This is a genomic window from Moraxella sp. CTOTU49803 (assembly GCF_032097965.1).
Classification (GTDB): domain Bacteria; phylum Pseudomonadota; class Gammaproteobacteria; order Pseudomonadales; family Moraxellaceae; genus Faucicola; species Faucicola tetraodonis.
Genome location: NZ_DAMCJP010000001.1, coordinates 489976 through 510264, shown reverse-complemented (window position 1 = coordinate 510264; position 20289 = coordinate 489976). Strand labels below are relative to the sequence as shown.

The 20289-nt window shown below is 44.5% G+C and carries 16 protein-coding genes; 2 read left to right on the top strand and 14 right to left on the bottom strand.

Going from position 1 to position 20289, the window contains the following annotated elements:
* Nucleotides 1-294: 294 nt before the first annotated feature.
* From rseP to RT422_RS02250, 9 genes are all read right to left on the bottom strand, one after another.
* Nucleotides 295-1662, bottom strand: coding sequence for an RIP metalloprotease RseP (gene rseP, locus RT422_RS02290; RefSeq protein ID WP_313421146.1), 1368 nt, complete (start codon nucleotides 1660-1662; stop codon nucleotides 295-297).
* A gap of 127 nt (nucleotides 1663-1789) precedes the next feature.
* Nucleotides 1790-3010 carry a 1-deoxy-D-xylulose-5-phosphate reductoisomerase gene (ispC, locus tag RT422_RS02285; protein ID WP_313421145.1) on the bottom strand — a complete coding sequence of 407 codons (1221 nt, stop codon included), beginning with the start codon at nucleotides 3008-3010 and terminating at the stop codon, nucleotides 1790-1792.
* Nucleotides 3011-3274: 264 nt separating this feature from the next.
* The gene (locus tag RT422_RS02280) at nucleotides 3275-4162 is read right to left on the bottom strand and encodes a phosphatidate cytidylyltransferase (RefSeq protein WP_313421144.1); all 888 of its coding nucleotides are present in this window, start codon (nucleotides 4160-4162) and stop codon (nucleotides 3275-3277) included.
* Between the two features lie 19 nt (nucleotides 4163-4181).
* The gene (uppS, locus tag RT422_RS02275; protein WP_313421143.1) at nucleotides 4182-4922 is read right to left on the bottom strand and encodes a polyprenyl diphosphate synthase; all 741 of its coding nucleotides are present in this window, start codon (nucleotides 4920-4922) and stop codon (nucleotides 4182-4184) included.
* A 44-nt stretch (nucleotides 4923-4966) separates the two neighbouring features.
* Complete coding sequence (gene frr / locus RT422_RS02270; RefSeq protein WP_007116803.1) at nucleotides 4967-5521, bottom strand: ribosome recycling factor; 555 nt, start codon at nucleotides 5519-5521, stop codon at nucleotides 4967-4969.
* A gap of 39 nt (nucleotides 5522-5560) precedes the next feature.
* The gene (pyrH, locus tag RT422_RS02265; RefSeq protein ID WP_313421142.1) at nucleotides 5561-6289 is read right to left on the bottom strand and encodes a UMP kinase; all 729 of its coding nucleotides are present in this window, start codon (nucleotides 6287-6289) and stop codon (nucleotides 5561-5563) included.
* A 171-nt stretch (nucleotides 6290-6460) separates the two neighbouring features.
* Nucleotides 6461-6805 carry a DMT family transporter gene (locus RT422_RS02260; RefSeq protein ID WP_313421141.1) on the bottom strand — a complete coding sequence of 115 codons (345 nt, stop codon included), beginning with the start codon at nucleotides 6803-6805 and terminating at the stop codon, nucleotides 6461-6463.
* A gap of 14 nt (nucleotides 6806-6819) precedes the next feature.
* The gene (rimO, locus tag RT422_RS02255) at nucleotides 6820-8307 is read right to left on the bottom strand and encodes a 30S ribosomal protein S12 methylthiotransferase RimO (RefSeq protein WP_313421140.1); all 1488 of its coding nucleotides are present in this window, start codon (nucleotides 8305-8307) and stop codon (nucleotides 6820-6822) included.
* Nucleotides 8308-8627: 320 nt separating this feature from the next.
* Nucleotides 8628-12890: a DUF3418 domain-containing protein gene (locus RT422_RS02250; protein WP_313421412.1), complete on the bottom strand. Its 4263-nt coding sequence runs from the start codon at nucleotides 12888-12890 to the stop codon at nucleotides 8628-8630.
* A 231-nt stretch (nucleotides 12891-13121) separates the two neighbouring features.
* Between RT422_RS02250 and RT422_RS02245 the strand changes: the two genes are divergently transcribed.
* Nucleotides 13122-13790 (top strand): dienelactone hydrolase family protein, encoded by a 669-nt coding sequence (locus RT422_RS02245; protein WP_313421139.1) that lies wholly within the window; start codon nucleotides 13122-13124, stop codon nucleotides 13788-13790.
* A gap of 73 nt (nucleotides 13791-13863) precedes the next feature.
* On the opposite strand, the gene RT422_RS02240 is transcribed toward RT422_RS02245, so the two are convergent.
* Together RT422_RS02240 and wrbA are read right to left on the bottom strand one after the other, a co-directional pair.
* Nucleotides 13864-14286 (bottom strand): hypothetical protein, encoded by a 423-nt coding sequence (locus RT422_RS02240; protein WP_313421138.1) that lies wholly within the window; start codon nucleotides 14284-14286, stop codon nucleotides 13864-13866.
* Nucleotides 14287-14299: 13 nt separating this feature from the next.
* On the bottom strand, nucleotides 14300-14905 hold the full coding sequence (gene wrbA / locus RT422_RS02235) for an NAD(P)H:quinone oxidoreductase (protein WP_309596430.1): 606 nt from the start codon (nucleotides 14903-14905) through the stop codon (nucleotides 14300-14302).
* Nucleotides 14906-15155: 250 nt separating this feature from the next.
* Here wrbA and RT422_RS02230 point away from each other — a divergent pair, with 250 nt between their 5' ends.
* Complete coding sequence (locus RT422_RS02230; protein WP_313421137.1) at nucleotides 15156-17171, top strand: YhjD/YihY/BrkB family envelope integrity protein; 2016 nt, start codon at nucleotides 15156-15158, stop codon at nucleotides 17169-17171.
* An 82-nt stretch (nucleotides 17172-17253) separates the two neighbouring features.
* Here the strand turns inward: RT422_RS02230 and RT422_RS02225 are convergent, their stop codons facing one another.
* The 3 genes from RT422_RS02225 to RT422_RS02215 form a co-directional block, all read right to left on the bottom strand.
* A complete protein-coding gene (locus RT422_RS02225) occupies nucleotides 17254-17778 on the bottom strand; it encodes a DUF2127 domain-containing protein (protein WP_313421136.1) in 525 nt (174 codons plus the stop codon).
* A gap of 54 nt (nucleotides 17779-17832) precedes the next feature.
* On the bottom strand, nucleotides 17833-18999 hold the full coding sequence (locus RT422_RS02220) for a dihydroorotase (RefSeq protein WP_179286532.1): 1167 nt from the start codon (nucleotides 18997-18999) through the stop codon (nucleotides 17833-17835).
* Between the two features lie 65 nt (nucleotides 19000-19064).
* Entirely contained in the window at nucleotides 19065-20048 is a 984-nt protein-coding gene (locus RT422_RS02215) for an aspartate carbamoyltransferase catalytic subunit (protein WP_409455571.1), read from the bottom strand.
* Nucleotides 20049-20289: the final 241 nt, after the last annotated feature.

Here is a 20289-nt window from a genome sequence, read left to right as displayed (position 1 = left end):
TCACTTTTAGGTATCCAAAATTAGTTAGCCAAAGGTCTTTATCTAGGTTTGTATCTAGGTTTGGTAATCTAAGTTTGGTAATCTAAGTTTAGTTCGCTAAAAATGACAACTGCTATCAAAAAGGGTGACTTGATTAAACTTCTAGTAATAGTTTGTCTTTGATGTGTAGCTTGTATTATCAAAGTACAAGAGATCCGTAAATAAATTTTACTGGCATAAGGTAAGCTAAATTTTGCGTAAAGTCTAGCGAAAAAACAAAACTACAAATCAATATTTTGGCCAAATTTGGGTCGGTTAAAACAAGCGTGAGATATCGTTACCAATCGCCAACAGCATGAAACCTGCAAGCAAAACTAAACCAATATTCATTCCCATCATTTGTATTTTTTCGGGCATGGGTTTACCAAAAATAGCCTCATAGGCATACATGACAATATGACCGCCATCGAGCACAGGTACGGGTAATAAATTGAGCACAGCAAGGCTTAAACTAATAATCGCCATAAACGACAATACCGCTTCCCAACCGATGCTAAAGCTTTGATTGGCGACTTTGGCAATGGTAATGGGACCTGATAGGTTCTCTACCCCAATGGTGCCGGTCAACATTTTACCCATTGATTTGAGGGTCATGGCACTTAAATCGACAGTTTGATGCACGGATTTTTCGACCGCTTGGATGGGCGTATATTGAATGGTTTTTATATACTCAGGTGGCGGCGTAATCTTAGATGCCGCTGCCGCTGCGCCAATTTGTCCAAATCGATTACCCATGGTATCTTTTTTTGCTTGTGGCATGACTTTTAAGGGGATGATTTTGCCTTGGCGCTGTACTTCAAGGGTTAATAACTTCTCGGGGCTGGATTTGACAACTTGTGAAAATGCCAGCCAATCGCTCACCGGTTGACCGTTGACACGGGTGATAGTATCACCGACTTGCAGACCTTGACGCGCGGCAGCGCTATTTGGGACGATTTCACCGACCACCGCAGGAATTTTTGGTTGCCACGGAATCGCGCCTAGACTATCAATGGGGTTGGTTGCTTTACCCGCTTCTACTTTCATAAAGCGCTGTATCGGCACGGCGACATTGGTTTGTCCTTGCGCGCCATTCACTGTTAAATTAATTTGTCCCGACTCGCCCATGCGATCGGCTAACGCATAGTTAATATCTTGCCAACTTTGGATGGGTTTATTATCGACCGCAACGATTTCGTCACCGACTGTCAGACTGGTTTGACTGACGGGTGAATGGGGCAAAATACTGCCGACTTTGGTCGCCAATACTTGGGTTGGGGTGATAAATAGCAGCCAATACAAAAAAATCGCAATGAGTAAGTTCATCACCGGACCTGCTGCAACGATGGCGATTTTTTTCCAAGGTTGTTGGGTATTAAAGGCTAAATGACGTTCAGCTGGATTGACTGTGCCTTCTCGCTCATCGAGCATTTTGACATAGCCGCCAAGCGGAATCGCAGAGACCGCATAATTAATCCCCGTTTTTTTACTTGTCCAGCTTAGCAGCTTTGGACCAAACCCAATTGAATAGGTCAATACCTTGACACCGCACAGCCGAGCAACCATATAATGCCCCCACTCATGTAGCGCAACCAAAGGTCCTAGTACCACAATCGCAGCTAAAACGGTCAAGATAAAATTCATGGCTATCCTTTTGACAAAATCACAGGCTAAAAATAATTTAACTATCGTTATCTTGATAAGTTATGTAGTCATTCTTAACGATTATCAACCAGTGTTGCCAACTATTTTTAAACTTTTTTAGCACTGTTTAAGCGTTTAAATCGGCAATACATTGGTGTGCTTGTTCACGGCTTAGTTTATCTACTGCCAAAATTGCTTGCAATGACCCAATCGGCTGTTTTTCGGCTTGCAACAGTACTTTTTCATTGATATCAGCAATATCGGTTAAACGGATGTCGCCATTTAAAAACGCTTGAACGGCTATCTCATTACTGGCATTTAATGCGATACACGCATAGCTTCCTTGTTGCATGGCTTGATAAGCCAACCCAAGGCATTTAAACTTTTCTAAATCAGGTCGGACAAAATTTAAATTACTTAACTTAAAAATGTCTAATCGTTCCACCCCACTGCTGATACGATTGGGGTATGCCATAGCATGGGCAATGGGGGTACGCATATCAGGACTGCCTAGCTGCGCTAAAAAACTACCATCGTTGTATTCAACCATAGAGTGCACGATGCTTTGCGGATGAATGACCACTTCAATCTCAGAGACTGGCATATCAAATAAAAAACTCGCTTCAATCAGCTCCAAACCTTTATTCATCATGGTGGCACTATCTACCGATATTTTTTGCCCCATGGACCAGTTCGGGTGCTTGACAGCTTCCGCCACGCTGGCGCGTTTCATATCGTCAAGTGTTCTGTGTAAAAATGGCCCACCTGAGGCGGTTAACCAAAGCTTTTTAATACCATGGTTATCATCATGAATGGCACTGCGCTGTTGTTGTACCGCGGTAGGCAAACATTGAAAAATGGCATTGTGCTCACTATCAATTGGGAGCAATTTGGCATTTGACTGCTTGACGGCTTTAATCATCAGCTCACCTGCCATGACTAACGCTTCTTTATTGGCAAGCAAAATCGTTTTACCCGCGTTAGCCGCTGCCAGCGTTGATGGCAAGCCTGCAGCGCCGACGATAGCTGCAACCACCATGTCCACTTCTGCTAACGTGGCAAGCTCAACCAGACCTTGTTCACCAATCAAAATCTTGCAGCTTAGATGAGCCTCGCTGAGCATCTGCGCAAATGTTGTTTCCTTTTCTTTAGCAACACAAACATACGTTGGCTTAAATTGCTGGCAAATACTCAGCAGTTTATCCAGCCGTGAAAACCCTGTCACCCCGATCACGTTATACAAATCAGGATGCTGACTGACGACCGATAGCGTACTATCGCCGATAGAGCCTGTTGCGCCCATAATAGCAATGTTTTTTTGCGGTATAGTGTGACTTGAAGATAGCATTACAATGACCTAGTAAGTTGGGGCAGACGGCGGTTAAACCTAATATTTTACGTTTACAGCGGCAAATTGCCACTGCTACAAGCATATTAACACGCGAGAAGATTTTTAAGCATCAATCAACAAGCAGTTGCGCAAAAAAGATTGAATGAAACACAAGCTTGCATTTATTAGCAGATTGAACAAATTGATATTGGCTAGATTGGAATTGAACAAATTAATATGAAGCATATGTGAAAATTTTTGAAAAATAAATGCAATGTAGCATTAAATTAATCCGTAAAATTGCATCGCCCAAAACCCTAGCGCAAAAATTGGCACGGCTGAAAGCTGCGAATCAATACGATCAAGAATGCCCCCATGTCCTGGCAACAATGCCCCGGCATCTTTGACGCCTGCATGGCGCTTTAGCATACTTTCAAACAGGTCGCCGAACACGGACATGATAATAGTGAGCAGCGATAAAAGCAAAAACACGCCAATAGCCGTCATCGACCAATCGCTTAACAAGCCAAAAGAAACGCCAATCACCACAAGCGTGCCCGTGGCAAGTCCACCTAATAAGCCTTCCACACTTTTATTGGGTGAGACGTGCGGTGACATCTTGCGTCTACCAAGTTTTCGTCCGACAAAATAAGCACCACTATCCGCGCACCACACCAATACAAACACATATAGTAGCCACCAAGCTGAAAGTGACCACAGATAATACATCGCAGTAATGGCGGATGACAGTATAATCATACCGATGACGTATAAATGCTTACCATACCAAACTTGCGTATTGTTGGGATAATGGCGAATCCAGCCAATCGCTACCGACCAAATCAGCGCCGCAACCAGCCAAAAAAATACCCAAGAGGCTATACTGCCTGTCAGTTTTGCTATCACAAATAACACACTGACAATCCCTAGCATCACAAGGGTATATATATAATCGATTGGTTTGGCAGGTTTGGTCGGAATTTGTGTGGTAGGCGGTACATAACTGTCGGGATTTTGTTCAAGTGACGGCATGAGCTTTGACCACTCAAAAGCCCCAAAGCCTGCACCGACTAACAATAGCGGCAACATCAAAATAGGCTCGCGGGTGGCAAACATTGCAACGCCAACAATCACTAACAAAATAATGGCGGTTCTAATGCGTTCCCACATGACAATTCCTATTGATTAATTAAAAGCCCAAACCTAATACTTGCTCGCTGGTCTTACCAAATCGACGCTCACGACCCATGAAAATATCAATCATTTGGTCTAATTCAGCCGCCTTGAAATCTGGCCAAAGCGTTTCGGTAAAAAATAACTCAGCATACGCACATTGCCAAAGGAGAAAATTAGAAATGCGGTAATCCCCCCCTGTACGGATTAACATATCAACCGCTGGTAAATCCGATAACGACAGGTGGCGTGCAAAATCGTTTTGGGTAATAGCATCGGCAGTAAGCGCGCCTTGTGCCACTTGTTTGGCAACTTGGCGGCAGGCATTGACGATGTCCCATTGACCGCCGTAGCTGATAGCAATCACCAAACTCATTTTAGTAAAATGGGCAGTTTGCTCTTCTGCATCTTGCATAATCGCGCGTAAATGCGGCGTCAAGGTACTCCTGTCACCGATAAAGCGCAAAGAAATTTGATGACGCAGCATCCGCGGTAATTGGTCATGGACGGTTTGCTCAAGCAGCTTCATCAATAGCGCCACTTCATTGGCTGGGCGCTGCCAATTTTCGCTAGAAAAAGCAAACACCGTCAACGCACGTATACCAATATCCATACAATGCTCAACCAAAGGGTCTAAATTATCTTTACCGGCAATATGCCCGCCACCGGTTGGTAGCCCATGTGCTTTGGCATAGCGGTTATTGCCATCCATAATGATGGCAATATGTTGTGGCATTGCTGCCTTTGACTCAACCATGACCTACTTCTTATTAATTGGTTCTCTTGTTGGATAAATAACGATTAAACAGCCATTAACTCTGCTTCTTTGCTAGAGAGCATTTTATCAATGCTATCAATGTATTTATCGGTCATTTTTTGGATGTCGTCATTGGCGCGGCGTTCATCGTCTTCTGAGATTTGCTTGTCTTTTACCAAGGCTTTTAAGGCATTGTTGGCATCACGGCGCGCATTACGCACAGATACACGGCGCTCTTCAGCTTCATGACGTGCCAATTTTTGCATATCTTTACGGGTTTCTTCCGTCAATGCGGGTAGTGGTACCCGAATCACTTCTGCGCTCATTGGGTTAAGACCCAAATCTGATTCACGAATTGCTTTGTCCACTGCCTGCACCATGCTACGGTCAAAAGGCTGCACTAACAGGGTACGCGAGTCTTCAACGTTGATGCTCGCCACTTGATTAAGTGGCATCTCAGAGCCATAGTAAGACACCATCACACCCTGCAAAATACCAGGATGGGCGCGGCCTGTACGTAATTTACTAAAGGCATTTTCTAAGGCTTCAATCGCCTTTTTCATTTTGTCTTCGCCTTGTTTTTTAATATCGTTAATCATGTTGCATCCTTTTAAAACTCTGTATGTCAAATTTAGAAATTAGTGATTGATAACTTTGGTGCCTTCTGACTCGCCCATCACTACATGAAGCAGTGCATTGGCTTTTGCCATATCAAATACCTGCAGCGGTACGTTATGCTCACGCAGCAAGGCAATCGCAGTCAAATCCATCACCCCCAATTTTTGATCTAGCACTTGGTCAAAGGTGAGTTCGTCGTATTTGACGGCATCGTCATGGGTATTTGGGTCTTTGTTATACACGCCATCGACTTTGGTGGCTTTTAGGATTAAATTGGCTTCAATCTCGATGCCACGTAAACATGCTGCGGTATCCGTGGTAAAAAATGGATTGCCGGTACCTGCGACAAACACGCACACTTCATTGTTCTGTAAATAGCGAATAGCGTTGCGGCTGCTGTAGTTTTCAGTCACTTGACCAATTGATAAGGCTGACATCAAACGGCATTTGATATTACGGCGCTCTAGGGCGTCACGCATCGCCAAGCCATTCATTACGGTCGCAAGCATACCCATTTGGTCGCCTGTGACACGGCCCACCAAGCCTTGTTTTTGTAGCGCAGCGCCACGATATAAGTTGCCACCACCGACCACGATACCCACTTGCACACCCAATCCTACCAAGTGCGCAATCGCAAGACTCATGCTGTCTAATACGCCTGAATCAATCCCCATATCATTTTTGCCTGCCAGGGCCTCGCCAGAGAGTTTGAGCAAAATACGTTGGTAACGGGGAGCTTTATCAGACATGGTTGACCTCTTGTTGGCTGTTGGATAACAAATAATGCAAATGGCGAAATTTTAACAAAATTAACGGTTTTTAGATAGTGTAAAGATAATTTCAACAGTCATTTTAATTTTACCTTGTTCTCACCTTGAAAATTCAATCGGCTTTAGCCATCAAACTGTCAAAGTACTATATTAGTGCGTGGCTGAATGAGAAAACAGATTAATCACAACCACACCCAATACAATTAGACTCATGCCCGCGATGGCGGGTAAATCCAATTTGTTACCCAAAATAAAGTACCCAATGATAGCGGTCAACACAATACCCACCCCTGACCAAATGGCATAAGCAATCCCCAGTGGTATGATTTTGATGACTTGTGAGAGAAGATAAAAAGCAATGCCAAAACAAATCATGGTGATGATAGTGGGCAAGGGTTTGCTAAACCCCTCTGATTTTGCCAAAAAAGTTGAACCAGTAACCTCACTAATAATCGCAATCGCTAAAAGACCATACGCTAACATTGATTGAGACATGACAATCCTTATCTTTATAACAGTTCAGCTGTAAAACTGGCAAAAAGGTCATACTCATTGGCTTCATCAATGGTGACGGTTAAAAACTCACCGACTTTGACCGATGCATCAATATTATCTACATACACGTGACCGTCAATTTCTGGCGCATCGGCATAGCTACGGCAAATGGCGATATTTTCTTCTTCATCAATCTCATCCACCAGCACTTTTAAGGTTTTACCGACTTTCTCAGCCAGTTTTTCGGCACTGATTTGTTGCTGTAGCGCCATCAATCGTTCATAGCGTTGTTGTTTGACAGCCTCTGGCACAGGGTTCGGCAAGTCGTTTGCCGCCGCGCCTTCTATTTCTGAATAGGTAAACGCCCCTACTCTGTCTAATCGCGCCTCTTTGAGCCAGTCAAGCAAATATTCAAAATCTTCTTCCGTCTCCCCAGGGAAACCCACCACGAAGGTGGAGCGAATGACAATATCGGGGCAAATCGAGCGCCAAGTTTTGATGCGCTCCAGTACGTTTTCGCTATGCGCGGGGCGCTTCATGGCTTTGAGCACATTGGGGCTGGCATGTTGGAATGGGATATCAAGGTATGGCAGTAGCTTGTCTTCACTCATCAGTTTCACCACAGCATCGACATGCGGGTAAGGATAGATGTAATGCAAACGCACCCAAATGCCCAGTCGATTCAGTGCCTCGCACATATCGTAAAATTTGGATTTGATGGGCATGCCATTCCAAAAACTGGTTTTGTATTTAAGATCTACCCCATAGGCTGAGGTATCTTGCGAGATGATTAATAGCTCTTTGACACCGGCGTTTTTGAGCGCAGCCGCTTCAGTCATGATACTGTCAATCGGGCGACTAACGAGGTCACCACGAAAGCTTGGGATAATACAGAATGTGCAACGGTGGTTACAGCCTTCGGATATTTTGACATAAGCATAATGTTTTGGCGTAAGCTTAATGCCCGCATCATTGATTAGGTCAATTTTTGGGTCATAAACTTTTGATGGTGCAGGTTTTGGCACATAATGCGACACGGCATTGACGACTTCTTCATAGGCATGTGCGCCAGTCACCGCAAGCACGGCTGGGTGCATGGTTTTGATTTTTTCGGCATCTTTGCCAAGGCAACCGGTGACAATCACCTTGCCGTTTTTGGTAATCGCCTCACCAATGGCATCAAGCGATTCTTGCACCGCAGATTCGATAAAGCCGCAAGTATTGACCACCACCAAATCTGCGCCATCATAGTCACTGGCGACTTGGTAACCATCACGGCTAAGCTCGGTGATAATGCGCTCGCTATCCACCAAGGCTTTGGGGCAGCCAAGCGACACAAAACCAATCTTAGGCGCTTTTGTCGTTACTATATCTTGAGCCAATTGGTGAGCCGTTTGGCTGGCGCTTTGACCTACAGTACGGTTTTCGTTATGGTTGGCTTGGTGGTGGGTGGCAGGTTTAGTGGTAGATTGGGGATTAAAAACTTGCGGTTGGCTTGGCATGACTTTCACTTTTAAAAAATTTAATCTGACTATTTTACTAAGTTTTGCTGTTTTTACCAAATCAACTTTTTAATTTTTCATCGACTCAAATTAACTGTATAGGTAAAAATTTCAAATGCTAAAAAAATTAATCTATTGTTGATAATCTATTGTTTGTAAAAATCCCTATCAACTGTAGCACTCCCAATCATGACTACTCAATATGAGCCATACCCTGCAAAAACGCTCGCCGTCATGGTTTTACTTTAAGTAAATGCTTGCAAAATTATACTCAATCAATACTTTATAAAAAATCCGCCAAATTTTGACGGATTTTTTTGTTAACCATTCAACTCATCCCACAATTTTTCTAGGCGTTTATCCGACACAGGTACGCGGGTTTTCATCGGCTGGGCAAACAGCTGAATCCGAAACTCCTCAACCAACCAACGATACGGCATAATTGTCTCATCATTACCCTTAACAGATAGCCTTTCCATGTGTTTATCAAGTTGATACACGGCATCAAGATCGGCATCCAAATTGTGCTCAAGCCTATCGAGTCGCACCAACAACGCCTGCAGATAACGCGGATATTGCTGCCAATCTTGATAACTCATGCGATACACAAAGTCCGACAAACTCAAATCATCGAGCTGGTCTTCGATATCCTCGATACTTTCTTCAAAAATATCACGGTCAAGTAATAGCAGTTTTTGGCGCACTTGCTGCCACTGCTCATACACCGATTTTAGCTGCGCTAGTACACTTTGCCCAACGCTCAAGAAATTGGCAAGCACCACGGCTTTGGCTTGGTTAAATTCATCCAACGTCAAAGGCAACTGATTGATGGCAATCACCAACTCTTTATCATGAATCCCTGCCGTAAATTTTTCATGGTCAAACTCTGCAACAAATTTGTCAAAAGTGGCATCAAGCGTGGCATGAATCAGCAAATCTTTGAGTCTATCAAGCTCACCAAGCGGCGCAAAAGCAAGTTTAAAGTTTTTATCAATTTGGCTGGTAAGCTGTCGGGCTTTTGCGCCTAATTCATTGCCGATTAAAGCAAGCAAGCCTTGACGGTGTTTGTTGAGTGCCACACTGACATCGGTAAATTGCTGAATAGACACAGCGTTTTTATCGCTATAGCTTGGTTGTCCATCGGCAACCAGAGCCGAAAACTGCTTGATCATCACGCCTGCACTGTGGCGGTTTTGCATAAAGTTAAAATGCTCGGGGAACTCGCTATGTACGCCTTTACCACTGGCGACGGCTTGACTTGTGGTGACTTGATGACGCAGTTTTAATGCGTCAATATCTCGCCCTTTTTCAATCAGGCGGTTTTTGTCATCGACCAGCGCAATTTGTGGCTGCAAATAGGTTTCAACCTCGCTTGGGTTAAAGTCTTTTGGCGCTACAAATTGATTGTTTGCCCCACGTACGCCGCGCTGGTTTAAGGCTTGGCACAGTTGCTTTAGCAATCCGCCATGGTGGTTTTTTTCAAGCGTGTCAAAAATTTGTTTGGCGGTATCGGGCACGGGCACAATTTGACGGCGAATATCTTTGGGCAACGTCTTTAATAGCTGCAAAACTAGCTCATAGCGCCACCCTGCAATACCCCACAGTAATTCAACCGCATCAACCTGTGGTAAGGCAACGAGCGGGACTTTAATGGTCACGCCATCATCGTCGCTGGTCGGGTCAAAAACATACGACAGCGGTAGTTTCAGATTGCCCAGTTGCCACGTTTCTGGGAAAGCTTGGGTAGCGGGTGCTTGTTCGTTCAGTACATCTTTATCACTAAAAAATAAAAACTGTGGCTCCGTCTTTTCTACTTCTTTTCGCCAATCTTCAAATACTTTGCGACTAGCGATATGCTCAGGCACTCGCTTGGCATAAAAGTCGTATAATTGCTCTTCATCAACTAATAAGTCTCGACGTCGCAGCTTATCTTCAATCAACGAGACATCAGCGACTTTATCTATATTATGCTGCAAAAATGGCGGCAATTTGCCCTTTTTACCATCGCCTGTGGATGGGGCATTTAAATTGCCCAACACCAAGGCATCTCGCAAAAAGATTTCTCGAGACTCGCTAAGGTTGACCCGCTCATAATTCATCAGTTGTTTGTGTACCACAATCAGACCAAACAAGCTGATTTGGGCGTATGCCTTGACATGCCCCGTTTTGGCTGACCAATGCGGCTCAAAATAATGGTATTTGAGCAAATCCCCTGCCATCGCCAATATCCACTCTGGCTCGATTTTGGCAGCAGTACGCATAAATACCTGCGAGGTCTCAACCACCTCAAACGCCATCACCCATAGCGGATTTTGCTTAAACAAGGTACTTGCAGGAAAAATCTTGGCTTTGTGCTGACGCGCGGTGACATACTCACCGCGTTTGGCTTTGATTAGCTTGCCGCTTTTGTCGACGTCATTGACTTTTTGGGCAATAAACGACAGCAGACCCGTGAGCAATGCCCGGTGAATAGACACATAACTGGCGGGCTCTTGGTTGATTGTTAATTTTAACCCATCCACCATTTGCAGCAACTGGCTATGGGTTTGTTGCCATTCACGTAAACGCGGCGAGCTTAAAAAATGTTTTTTGGCAAAGCTTTTACGTTGGCTGTTGGTTAGTTTGTCGTTTTCATACGGGCTTTGCGCGATTGGCGCGGCTTCATCGTCTAGCGTTGCATTTTTTTGTTGGTCAGAACCATTGCTTTTAAATCCATTGCTTTTAAATCCATCGCTTTTAAATCCACTGCTTTTAAATAAAGCCCCATGAATTGCCTGCCAAAGACTGAGATAAAATAAAAAATCGCTGTCGGCTTGGCGAAATAATGCGTGTTTTTGGTCGGCTTGGGTTTGCTTATCGCTCGGGCGTTCTCGAGGGTCTTGCACTGACAAGCCCGATACAATCACCAATAGCTCTTTTAAACAACCGTATTGCTCACCTGCAATCAGCATACGTGCCAAACGAGGGTCTATGGGCATTTTTGCCATCATTTGGCCGACTTTGGTAAGTTGATTTGGATGGCGGTTTTGACTATTTGGCTGTTGGCTAGCGCGGCTGTGCGCATTACGTTTGGATTGACCTTTGCTATTGTTATCAGATGTGCTTAGGCTATTTTCAGGTTTTTTAGTGGCAATCGCACCCAATTCTTCTAATAGTTTACGCCCATCATTGACCAGTCGATTGTCGGGTGGCTGGATAAAGTCAAAGTTTTCTACCTCACCCAGACCCAAGTTTGCCATTTGCAAAATTACCGACGCCAAATTGGTACGCAGAATTTCAGGCTCGGTAAATTCAGGACGGCTGGTAAAGTCTTCCTCTGAATATAAACGGATACACACGCCCGCCGCGATACGTCCACAGCGACCTTTTCGTTGATTGGCGGCAGCTTGGCTAATCGCTTCAATCGGCAAGCGTTGTACCCGCGAGCGATAGTCATAGCGTGACATCCGAGCAAATCCCAAATCAATGACGTAGCGGATATTGGGCACGGTTAAGGCGGTTTCGGCAACGTTGGTGGCGATGATAATGCGACGTCCGCCTGTCGGGTGAAAAATCTGCTGTTGCTCGGCAAAACTTTGACGGGCAAATAACGGCAAAATCTGGGTATGACGGGGCGCATATTGGTTTAAAATATCTGCCAAATCATGAATTTGTGCTTCTGTCGCCGCAAAAATCAAAATATCCGCTTGGTCAGCATGCCCTTTGCTGGCAGCGTCTTGGTAGCACTCTTCCACCGCTGCGGTAATCGCTCGCGGCAAATTTTCTTCGACATCGTCAAAGCTGTCATCATCCGAACCTGTGACAATCCCCTCCGTCAACGGACGGTAGCGCACTTCCACGGGATAACTACGACCTTCAACCACAAACACAGGCGCGGGCATCGCTTGTTTGGTTTTACCATCAATGCTAGAAAAATATTGGCTAAACCTTGCTGTGTCGAGCGTTGCCGATGTGATAATCACCTTTAAATCGGGACGTTTTGGCAATAGACGCTTGAGATAACCCATGATAAAGTCAATGTTAAGACTGCGCTCGTGGGCTTCATCAATGATAATGGTATCATAGCGGCTCAAAAACTTGTCATGCGCCATTTCGGCAAGCAAAATACCGTCGGTCATCAGTTTGACAATAGAATCCGATGAGCCTTGCTCAGTAAAACGCACTTTAAAGCTCACTGTCTGTCCGAGCGTTTCCCCTAATTCTTCAGCAATGCGATTTGCCACACTACGCGCCGCTAATCGTCTTGGCTGTGTGTGTCCGATTTGCCCTGTTACCCCTCGCCCTGCGAGCATGGCAATCTTAGGTAATTGGGTGGTTTTGCCTGAGCCTGTCTCCCCTGCCACGATAATGACTTGGTGGTCTTGGATGGCTTTGATGAGTCTATCGGCTTGTTGGCTGACGGGCAAGTCTTCGTTTAGGTGTATCGTTGGTATACTGGCGATACGGCTTTTCACTCTCTCTTGCGAGTGTTTGAGTTGTTTTTGATAGCGGTCAAATCTTGACGTATAGTCTTCACTTTCTTTGTCTTTGATTTGTTTTAACTGTTGGGCAAGGCGTGACAGATAATAGCTGTCTTTTGCCATGACAGGTAATTTCACACCATGGTGCTTGTCTGTTTGAGGTTTGTCTAGTTGAGGGTCATTTAATGGTACAGCAGTGGATATAAGTTCTTTCATTCACTTAGGCTATTCTTATGGTAAACATTGCCTAGATAATGTGGTATGAATAAGCTAAAATCAAGCGTTATCCCTATTTTTAAGCTATCGGCTAATTATTTTTATGACATTTGATAGTTTCACATGAAAGGAGAATTTATGAGTTTATTAAAAACGGTTGAAGTCATTCACAACCCTAATAACTTGCCGATTGACAGAGCGGTGATTTGGCTACATGGACTGGGCGCAAATGGTCATGACTTTGAACCGGTCGTCCCTGACTTGGGACTCGATGGTAACCATGGCATACGGTTTGTATTTCCTCACGCCCCCGCCATTCCTGTAACCATCAACCAAGGTTATGTGATGCCAGCGTGGTACGATATTTTAGAAATGTCGCTTGAGCGCAAAATCGACACGGCACAGATTGAACAATCCGCTCGCTCGATTGGAGAATTAATCAAGCGTGAAGCCGAGCGCGGTGTATCGCCTGAGCGTATAGTGATTGCAGGATTTTCACAAGGCGGTGCAGTCGCGTATCAGACGGCACTCACCTATGACAAACCATTAGCCGGACTGTTAACCCTATCGACTTATTTAGCGACCAAAGACAGCCTAGTTTTAAGTGATGCCAATAAAAATCTAAACATCGCTATTCATCATGGCACACACGACCCTGTCGTCCCAGTACAGCTTGGGCAAGAAGCCAAAGCATGGCTTGAGTCAAAAGGTTATCAGCCGCAGTTTTACAGCTATCCGATGGCGCACCAAGTATGTATGCCGCAACTCAAAATTATCGGTAAATGGCTAAATGATGTGTTGGCCTAACGGTGTTTTAGCATAATTTTTAGCATAAAAAGAGCGTACGTGACTTGGTGACTTGGGTACGCTCTTTTGGCAATTAGCCATTCATCTTTGGCAGTCGTTTTAACAAAATAAATAGCCAGTAATTGACCCATCCTAGCAAAACAAAATCCACCAACCACACAGTCATCAACCCCCAATGCGTTTGATAGCCGTATTTTAGTGCAACCATACCACTGCCGCCCAAATATACAAAAGTGAGCATACTTAGCAGCAATAGCGCGTATGGGCTTTTGCCTTTCACGATATAAGGCGTTGATAATAGCGCGGGTATCAACCACAAAGCTTGCCAAGCAATCCCGCCGACCATAGCAGGCTTTGCACTTGCCAACCAATGCGTCAATAACGGTACTGCCAGCAATCGAAACCCCAGCCAAACCCACCATACTATGGTTAAGCGTCGGTGGATGGGGTAAATGGGTTTGAGCGCAGATAGTGAGTGTGGGTCTTTTTCTCTCATGATACTTGTTTTCTCATAACGCTTGTAATGCCTTGGCAATTTTGGCTAGACGTTGACCTTGGGCGATGGCTAACGTTTTTTCATCCACGCTCATGATATGGTCATGCTTTGCGCCACTGACATGGCTTGCACCATACGGGCTTCCACCTTGGCTCGTGGTATTGAGCGCAGGCTCACTGTACGAAATTCCCACAATTACCATGCCATGATGCAGTAGCGGCGTCATCATGCTAGTTAACGTCGTCTCCTGCCCACCGTGCATGGTACCCGTACTGGTAAATACAGATGCCGGTTTGTTTTGCAAATCCCCCGCGAGCCAAATTGTGACGCTATTATCCCAAAAATACTTCATCGATGCTGCCATATTGCCAAAATGGGTGGGGCTGCCGAGTGCCAATCCCACACAGTTTTTTAAGTCATCCATGGTGGCGTACAGGTCACCTTCATCAGGAATACTTGGCGCAACTTTTTCAGTCTCGCTACTGACCTTGGGTACGGTGCGAATCCGAGCGGCTATGCCTGTGCCACTATCTTCAATACCTTGTGCGACCAGATACGCCAAATCTTTGGTCGAGCCATTTTGGCTGTAGTACAAGACTAAAATATAAGGTTGACTCATGGTTTTTCTCACATCAATTTTGATAATTGTTACGTCAAGCTAGTTTGGGTGAATAAATTTTGATGGATGAATTTTGATGGCAGGGTCAAGGCAATCTACTAGCCAGATTGCCAATTGCAAAACACCAAAACTGTTCACAGTAATTCAATAAACAAATTTTTTGAATATGATACCATACTGCCATACAATCACTGCCTTTTTCGCCGATTTGATGGTCAAACTTTGAAATTTTTTATCAATAAGAACTACTATGAATGAACTCATTGCCAAACTAAAAAAATTATCCATTTTTAAACATAAATGGGTGCAGTTTTTGATGTACCTTATCAAAAATTTTATCGATGATAATTGTAGCCAAAAAGCTGCGTTATTGACTTATACCACGCTGCTGTCTATTGTGCCGATTTTAACCTTGTTGGTGGTGATTCTCTCCACCATCCCGCAGTTAGCAGAAGCGCGTGAGCAGATTCAAAACTTAATATTTAGTAATATTTTGCCCAGTACCGGATTACAGGTCACCAAGTATCTTAACCAATTTACCAGCAATTCCTCCAATTTAACCATCATCGGTGTGGGTATCTTATTTTTTACCACCATTTCCACTTTAATGACGATTGAAACCGCGTTTAACCAAATTTGGCGCGTTGAAAAAAAAGAGACCAGCTGGCTCAATCTTGTGCGTTATTGGGTGATTATTACCCTGTTGCCTATTGTGCTTGCGTTAGCGATGATTGTCTCGAGTACCGTTCAAAGTTTGAGTTTTTTAAATCAAAAGATTGGTGGTTATGGGATTGACTGGGCGATTTGGGTACAAATCGGCTCCATTGCAATTATGCTGATGGGTCTGGTGGCCATGTATTGGTTTGTACCACGCTGCCAAGTACGTTTTAAACATGCGTTGGTTGCCGGTGTTGTGGTTGGGATTATCTTTGAAATCCTAAAACTCACCTTTGGCGCAATTGTTGACAACTTTACCAGTTATAAAGCGGTGTATGGGGCGTTTGCGATTTTGCCGTTGTTCTTACTTTGGATTTATATTTCTTGGAATATTATCTTGCTTGGCGTGCAAATCAGCTACTGTTTGACCATTTTTGAGACCAAAGAAATCTTCCCACGTCATGCCTTGTTTAGCTTGATGGATATGTTAAACGTGTTATACCGTGAGCATAAAAAAGGCAATGTCGTTACCGAAGCTGGTCTGCGTGATGTGCTAGGTCGCCAAGAGATGCCAAATTGGTACACTTATATTAGCTTTTTACAAGATAACAATCTCATCACAACCAGCGACAAAGATGAATATGTGCTTAAACGCTCGCTCGATGATTATAGTTTTTGGGAGTTTTACCAAAATATGCCCTATCCTTTACCGCATGAAAAGGATTTGCGAAAACTTAAAAATAACGCGCCTTGGACTGTGCAATGGATTAATACCTTAGCCCGTGGTGAAGCCATGCTCAAATATAATTTTGATGTATCGATGGCAAGTATTTTTGATAGTATCGCGCCGCGTCAAACCCCAAATGCCGAAGACATCGAGCCAGATAAGGGAAAAAAAGGGAAAGGTAACAAACTAGCCGGTCAACGCGAAGGCTCAGGACTATCAGGGGGGCAAGTCAGTGACGTGGTCAATGAAGATAAACGCATCAAAGAAACTGACGCCGAGCAAGCGACTGGCTTTGATGGTACGCTTGATTTTAAAGGTCAGGGTAGCTTATCGAGTCAACCGCGTGATTTTAATGCCCTAAATAACGATGAGTTATCGGATGAATTATCACATGAATCATCAGTTGCTAAGCAAGGTCATGATAATCACACTCGCCTGTCAAATGATAATGGGTTAGATGACAAACATCCGCTAAAAACGCTTGAAGAAAGTAACAGTGAATACGACAGTCATAGCGAAAACAAAGCGACTCCCTCATCCCCACAAAATGGCAATGCCACAGACGAGCATAAATTTGCGATTGACAATTATTTGAATGCCAATAATTTTGACAATATGCGTTGGGATATCAGTAACCTAGATGACACGAGTTTTAGTAATGAAATTACCACCACCCAAACAGTCCAATCAAAAATCCTAGCGGATGATGACAAACCAAAAGGTGATAATACAGCGGTAATGGCTAAAATTCGTCAGATTGTTCCTGCTGCAGTGTTAGAAAGTCCCTACAATCCGTTTAATTTTATCGCTAAAAAGATTCAACAGCACTCTGAAAAAAAAGATCCAAGAATCATCACGGATGATGATAAACCCGGCAGCTAGTTTGGGAAGTAAAAACAGCTAGTTTGGCGAGTAAAAAAGGGCAGATTCTGCCCTTTTTTTATCGCCTTTTTTTATAGATAGCTTAAGCCTGTGTCATCTTTTTACCCAACAACCCTTTGGCGTGCATATTGCGATAAACCACCACAACAATGATTATATTCACTAGCAGTATCAAAAAGTTAAGCCAATTAAACCGATGGCTAAACAACTCATAGACCTCAAGCGGTAAAAACACGCCGTAGCCCAAAACGCTATACCAATACGCCCATATCTTATCTCGATAAAGACCGTAGCTTTCCACAAAACGCAGCAGCGCATAGCCTACGACTATCCAAAAGGCTTTTTGCCAATTTTGGTTGGCGACCCAAGCATAGTGATTCAATGCCTCTATTTGGTGGTGCAGTGCCATACCCATGATACGATGCAGCGCCTGTGAAACCACCCGCGCAATCCATTGCAATTTATCATGCCCTACAAAAATAATAGCCGCCACCCCTAGCGCTACCAATCCTTTTAACAGCTCATAGATAGCAACCATGATGATGGCGTTCTTGGCATGATGCCTATTAGGCACTGGTGGGGCTATCTGCTTAAACGCCTTTGGCATAATTCATTACCGTATCCAATCTTGAAAAAAACTTAAAACAAGCTTCAAACAAGCCTAAAAATAGACTTGCTCGACTTTCCCTGTCAGCTCGCTATTGATAAATGGCGTATTTTTGCCTTGCGATATCATCGATTCTTTTGTCACGGTCCAAGTCAAACTAGGGTCAACCAGCACCGCCCCGCCCGTTTGATGATAGCTAGCTTCAATTCCAGCGATTTTAGCAGGATTGAGTGCGATTTTTTCTACCAGCTGCTCTGGGGTTAAAATACCTTCTTTGACCAATTGACAAGCTAGCCCCATAAAAGTATCAAAATTGCTAATACCGGGTTTACACTCCGCAAATGGCGCTTGTTTAGCGGTTTTTGCCAATGGCTCATGGTGGCTACAAATCGCATCAATCGTGCCATCTTGCAAGCCTTCTTGCAGTGCTTTTTTATCCGTATTGGAACGCAGGGGCGGCAACACATACGCCAAGGCATTAAAACCAATCAACGCATCATCGGTTAAATGTAACTGGTGCATCGCCACATCACAGGTCACCGGCAAGCCCCTTTGTTTCGCCCAGCGAATCAAATCAATCGATGATTTGGTGGTCAGCTGACCAAAATGTGCCGATACGCCTGTTTCTTCAACAATCAACAGCTGCTTGGATAACGCCACCGTTTCAGCAATCCAAGGAATCCCTGCCAAGCCATGATAAGATGCGATGTAGCCATCATGGGCGACGCCGTTTTTGGATAAACTGGGTTCATCAGGGTAAAAAAATACTTTGATGTCATAAGTCGCTGCATAATCCAGTGCTTGCAGTAGTACGTCATCATTGGCGAATTTGCGGCGAGCATTGCTGACCCCGATGATGCCACCTTGCTTCAGCCCAAGCATATTGGCGGGTTTTTCACCTTCAAGACCTGCGGTCATCGCCCCTAGCACATGCAGATAGATGCCACCATCTTGATAAGCCCGCTCTCGCAAGCCTGCTAGTAACGAGCCATTCTCAAGTACTGGGTTGGTATCAGGTGGTATAACGACATGCAAAAAACCGTTTTTTCGAGCCGCGGCGCCTTCTGATTTTAATGTACCATGCGACTGGTGCCCAGGTTCACGCAAACGCGCACATAAATCCACCAGCGGCGGTAATAGCCATTTGCCATCGCTGTCGATAGGGTTAAGCTGCGTGGTATCAAATTGCCAGTTGGCAGGTAAAAGATTTTGAAGCGTCATTGTTTTGCCTACTTTGGTTTTGCCTACTTTGGTTTTGCCTACTTTGTCATTTTTTTTGCTAAATTTTAAGATGCGCTGCGTGCGGCACGTTGCCCTTGCATGGCCAGTGCCAACACCGCCATCCGTACCGCAATGCCGTTATTGACTTGTTTTAAAATCACTGATTGCTCACCATCGGCAACAGTTGATGAGATTTCAACACCGCGATTCATCGGTCCTGGATGCATCACAAGCGCGTCAGGTTTGGCAAGGGCAAGGCGTTCGGTAGTGATGCCATACGCTTTAAAATACTCGGATGTCGATGGCAACAAAGGCGAGCCAATACGCTCATTTTGAATACGTAGACCAATGATGACATCACAGTCAACTACCGCCGCGTCCAAATCGTTATAGACATTGACACCATAACGCTCAATGCCTTTTGGTAATAATGTCTTGGGCGCCACAACGCGAATTTCTTTAACTCCCAAGGTTTTGAGTGCTGCAATGTCTGAACGGGCAACGCGGCTATGCTTGATATCGCCGATAATCGCTACCGTTAATTCCTCAAACGGTCTTGGCGCTTCACGATAAATCGTGAGCATATCGAGCATCGCTTGGGTCGGATGCGCGTGCCAGCCGTCACCACCGTTGATGATGGCAATGTTTGGGGTGACTTCGGTTGCCATAAAATGCGCAGCCCCACTCGATGAATGACGCACCACAAAGATATCCGCTGTCATCGCTTCAAGGTTCCACAGCGTATCCCGTAAGCTTTCGCCTTTTTGGGTGCTGGATTTGGCAATATCGATACTGATGACACTAGCGCCAAGACGTTTGGCAGCCACATCAAAGGTGGTGCGGGTACGGGTAGAGTTTTCAAAAAACAAATTCATCACCGTACAGCCTTCAAGCTCATCACTATTGCGAATGCTGTTGGGGCGACCGGCATTGTCGGTTAAGTAACCATTGGCTTTTTCGATGATGGCCATCAGCTGCGTTTTGGATAACCCTTCTACGCCGATAAAATGCCGCAAATCACCTGCTTCGTTCATTTCTGGCTTTGCCATCGCTTGATCAAGCTTGCTCTGTAGCGCTTCGTTGGATAAAGTTTGGGTGTTTAAAATATTCATCAGCCACCTAGATTTGTTGTTATTTGTATAAATTTTGCCTATTTTACCGTAAATCGGCTGGAATAAATACGCCAATATTTTGCGATTATCGCTGATAAGACGGCTCAAAAAGTGCTACAATTTGCGGCAAATTGTCTATATTTTTTTTAATTCATGAGGTCTAAATTCACCCTGCTTA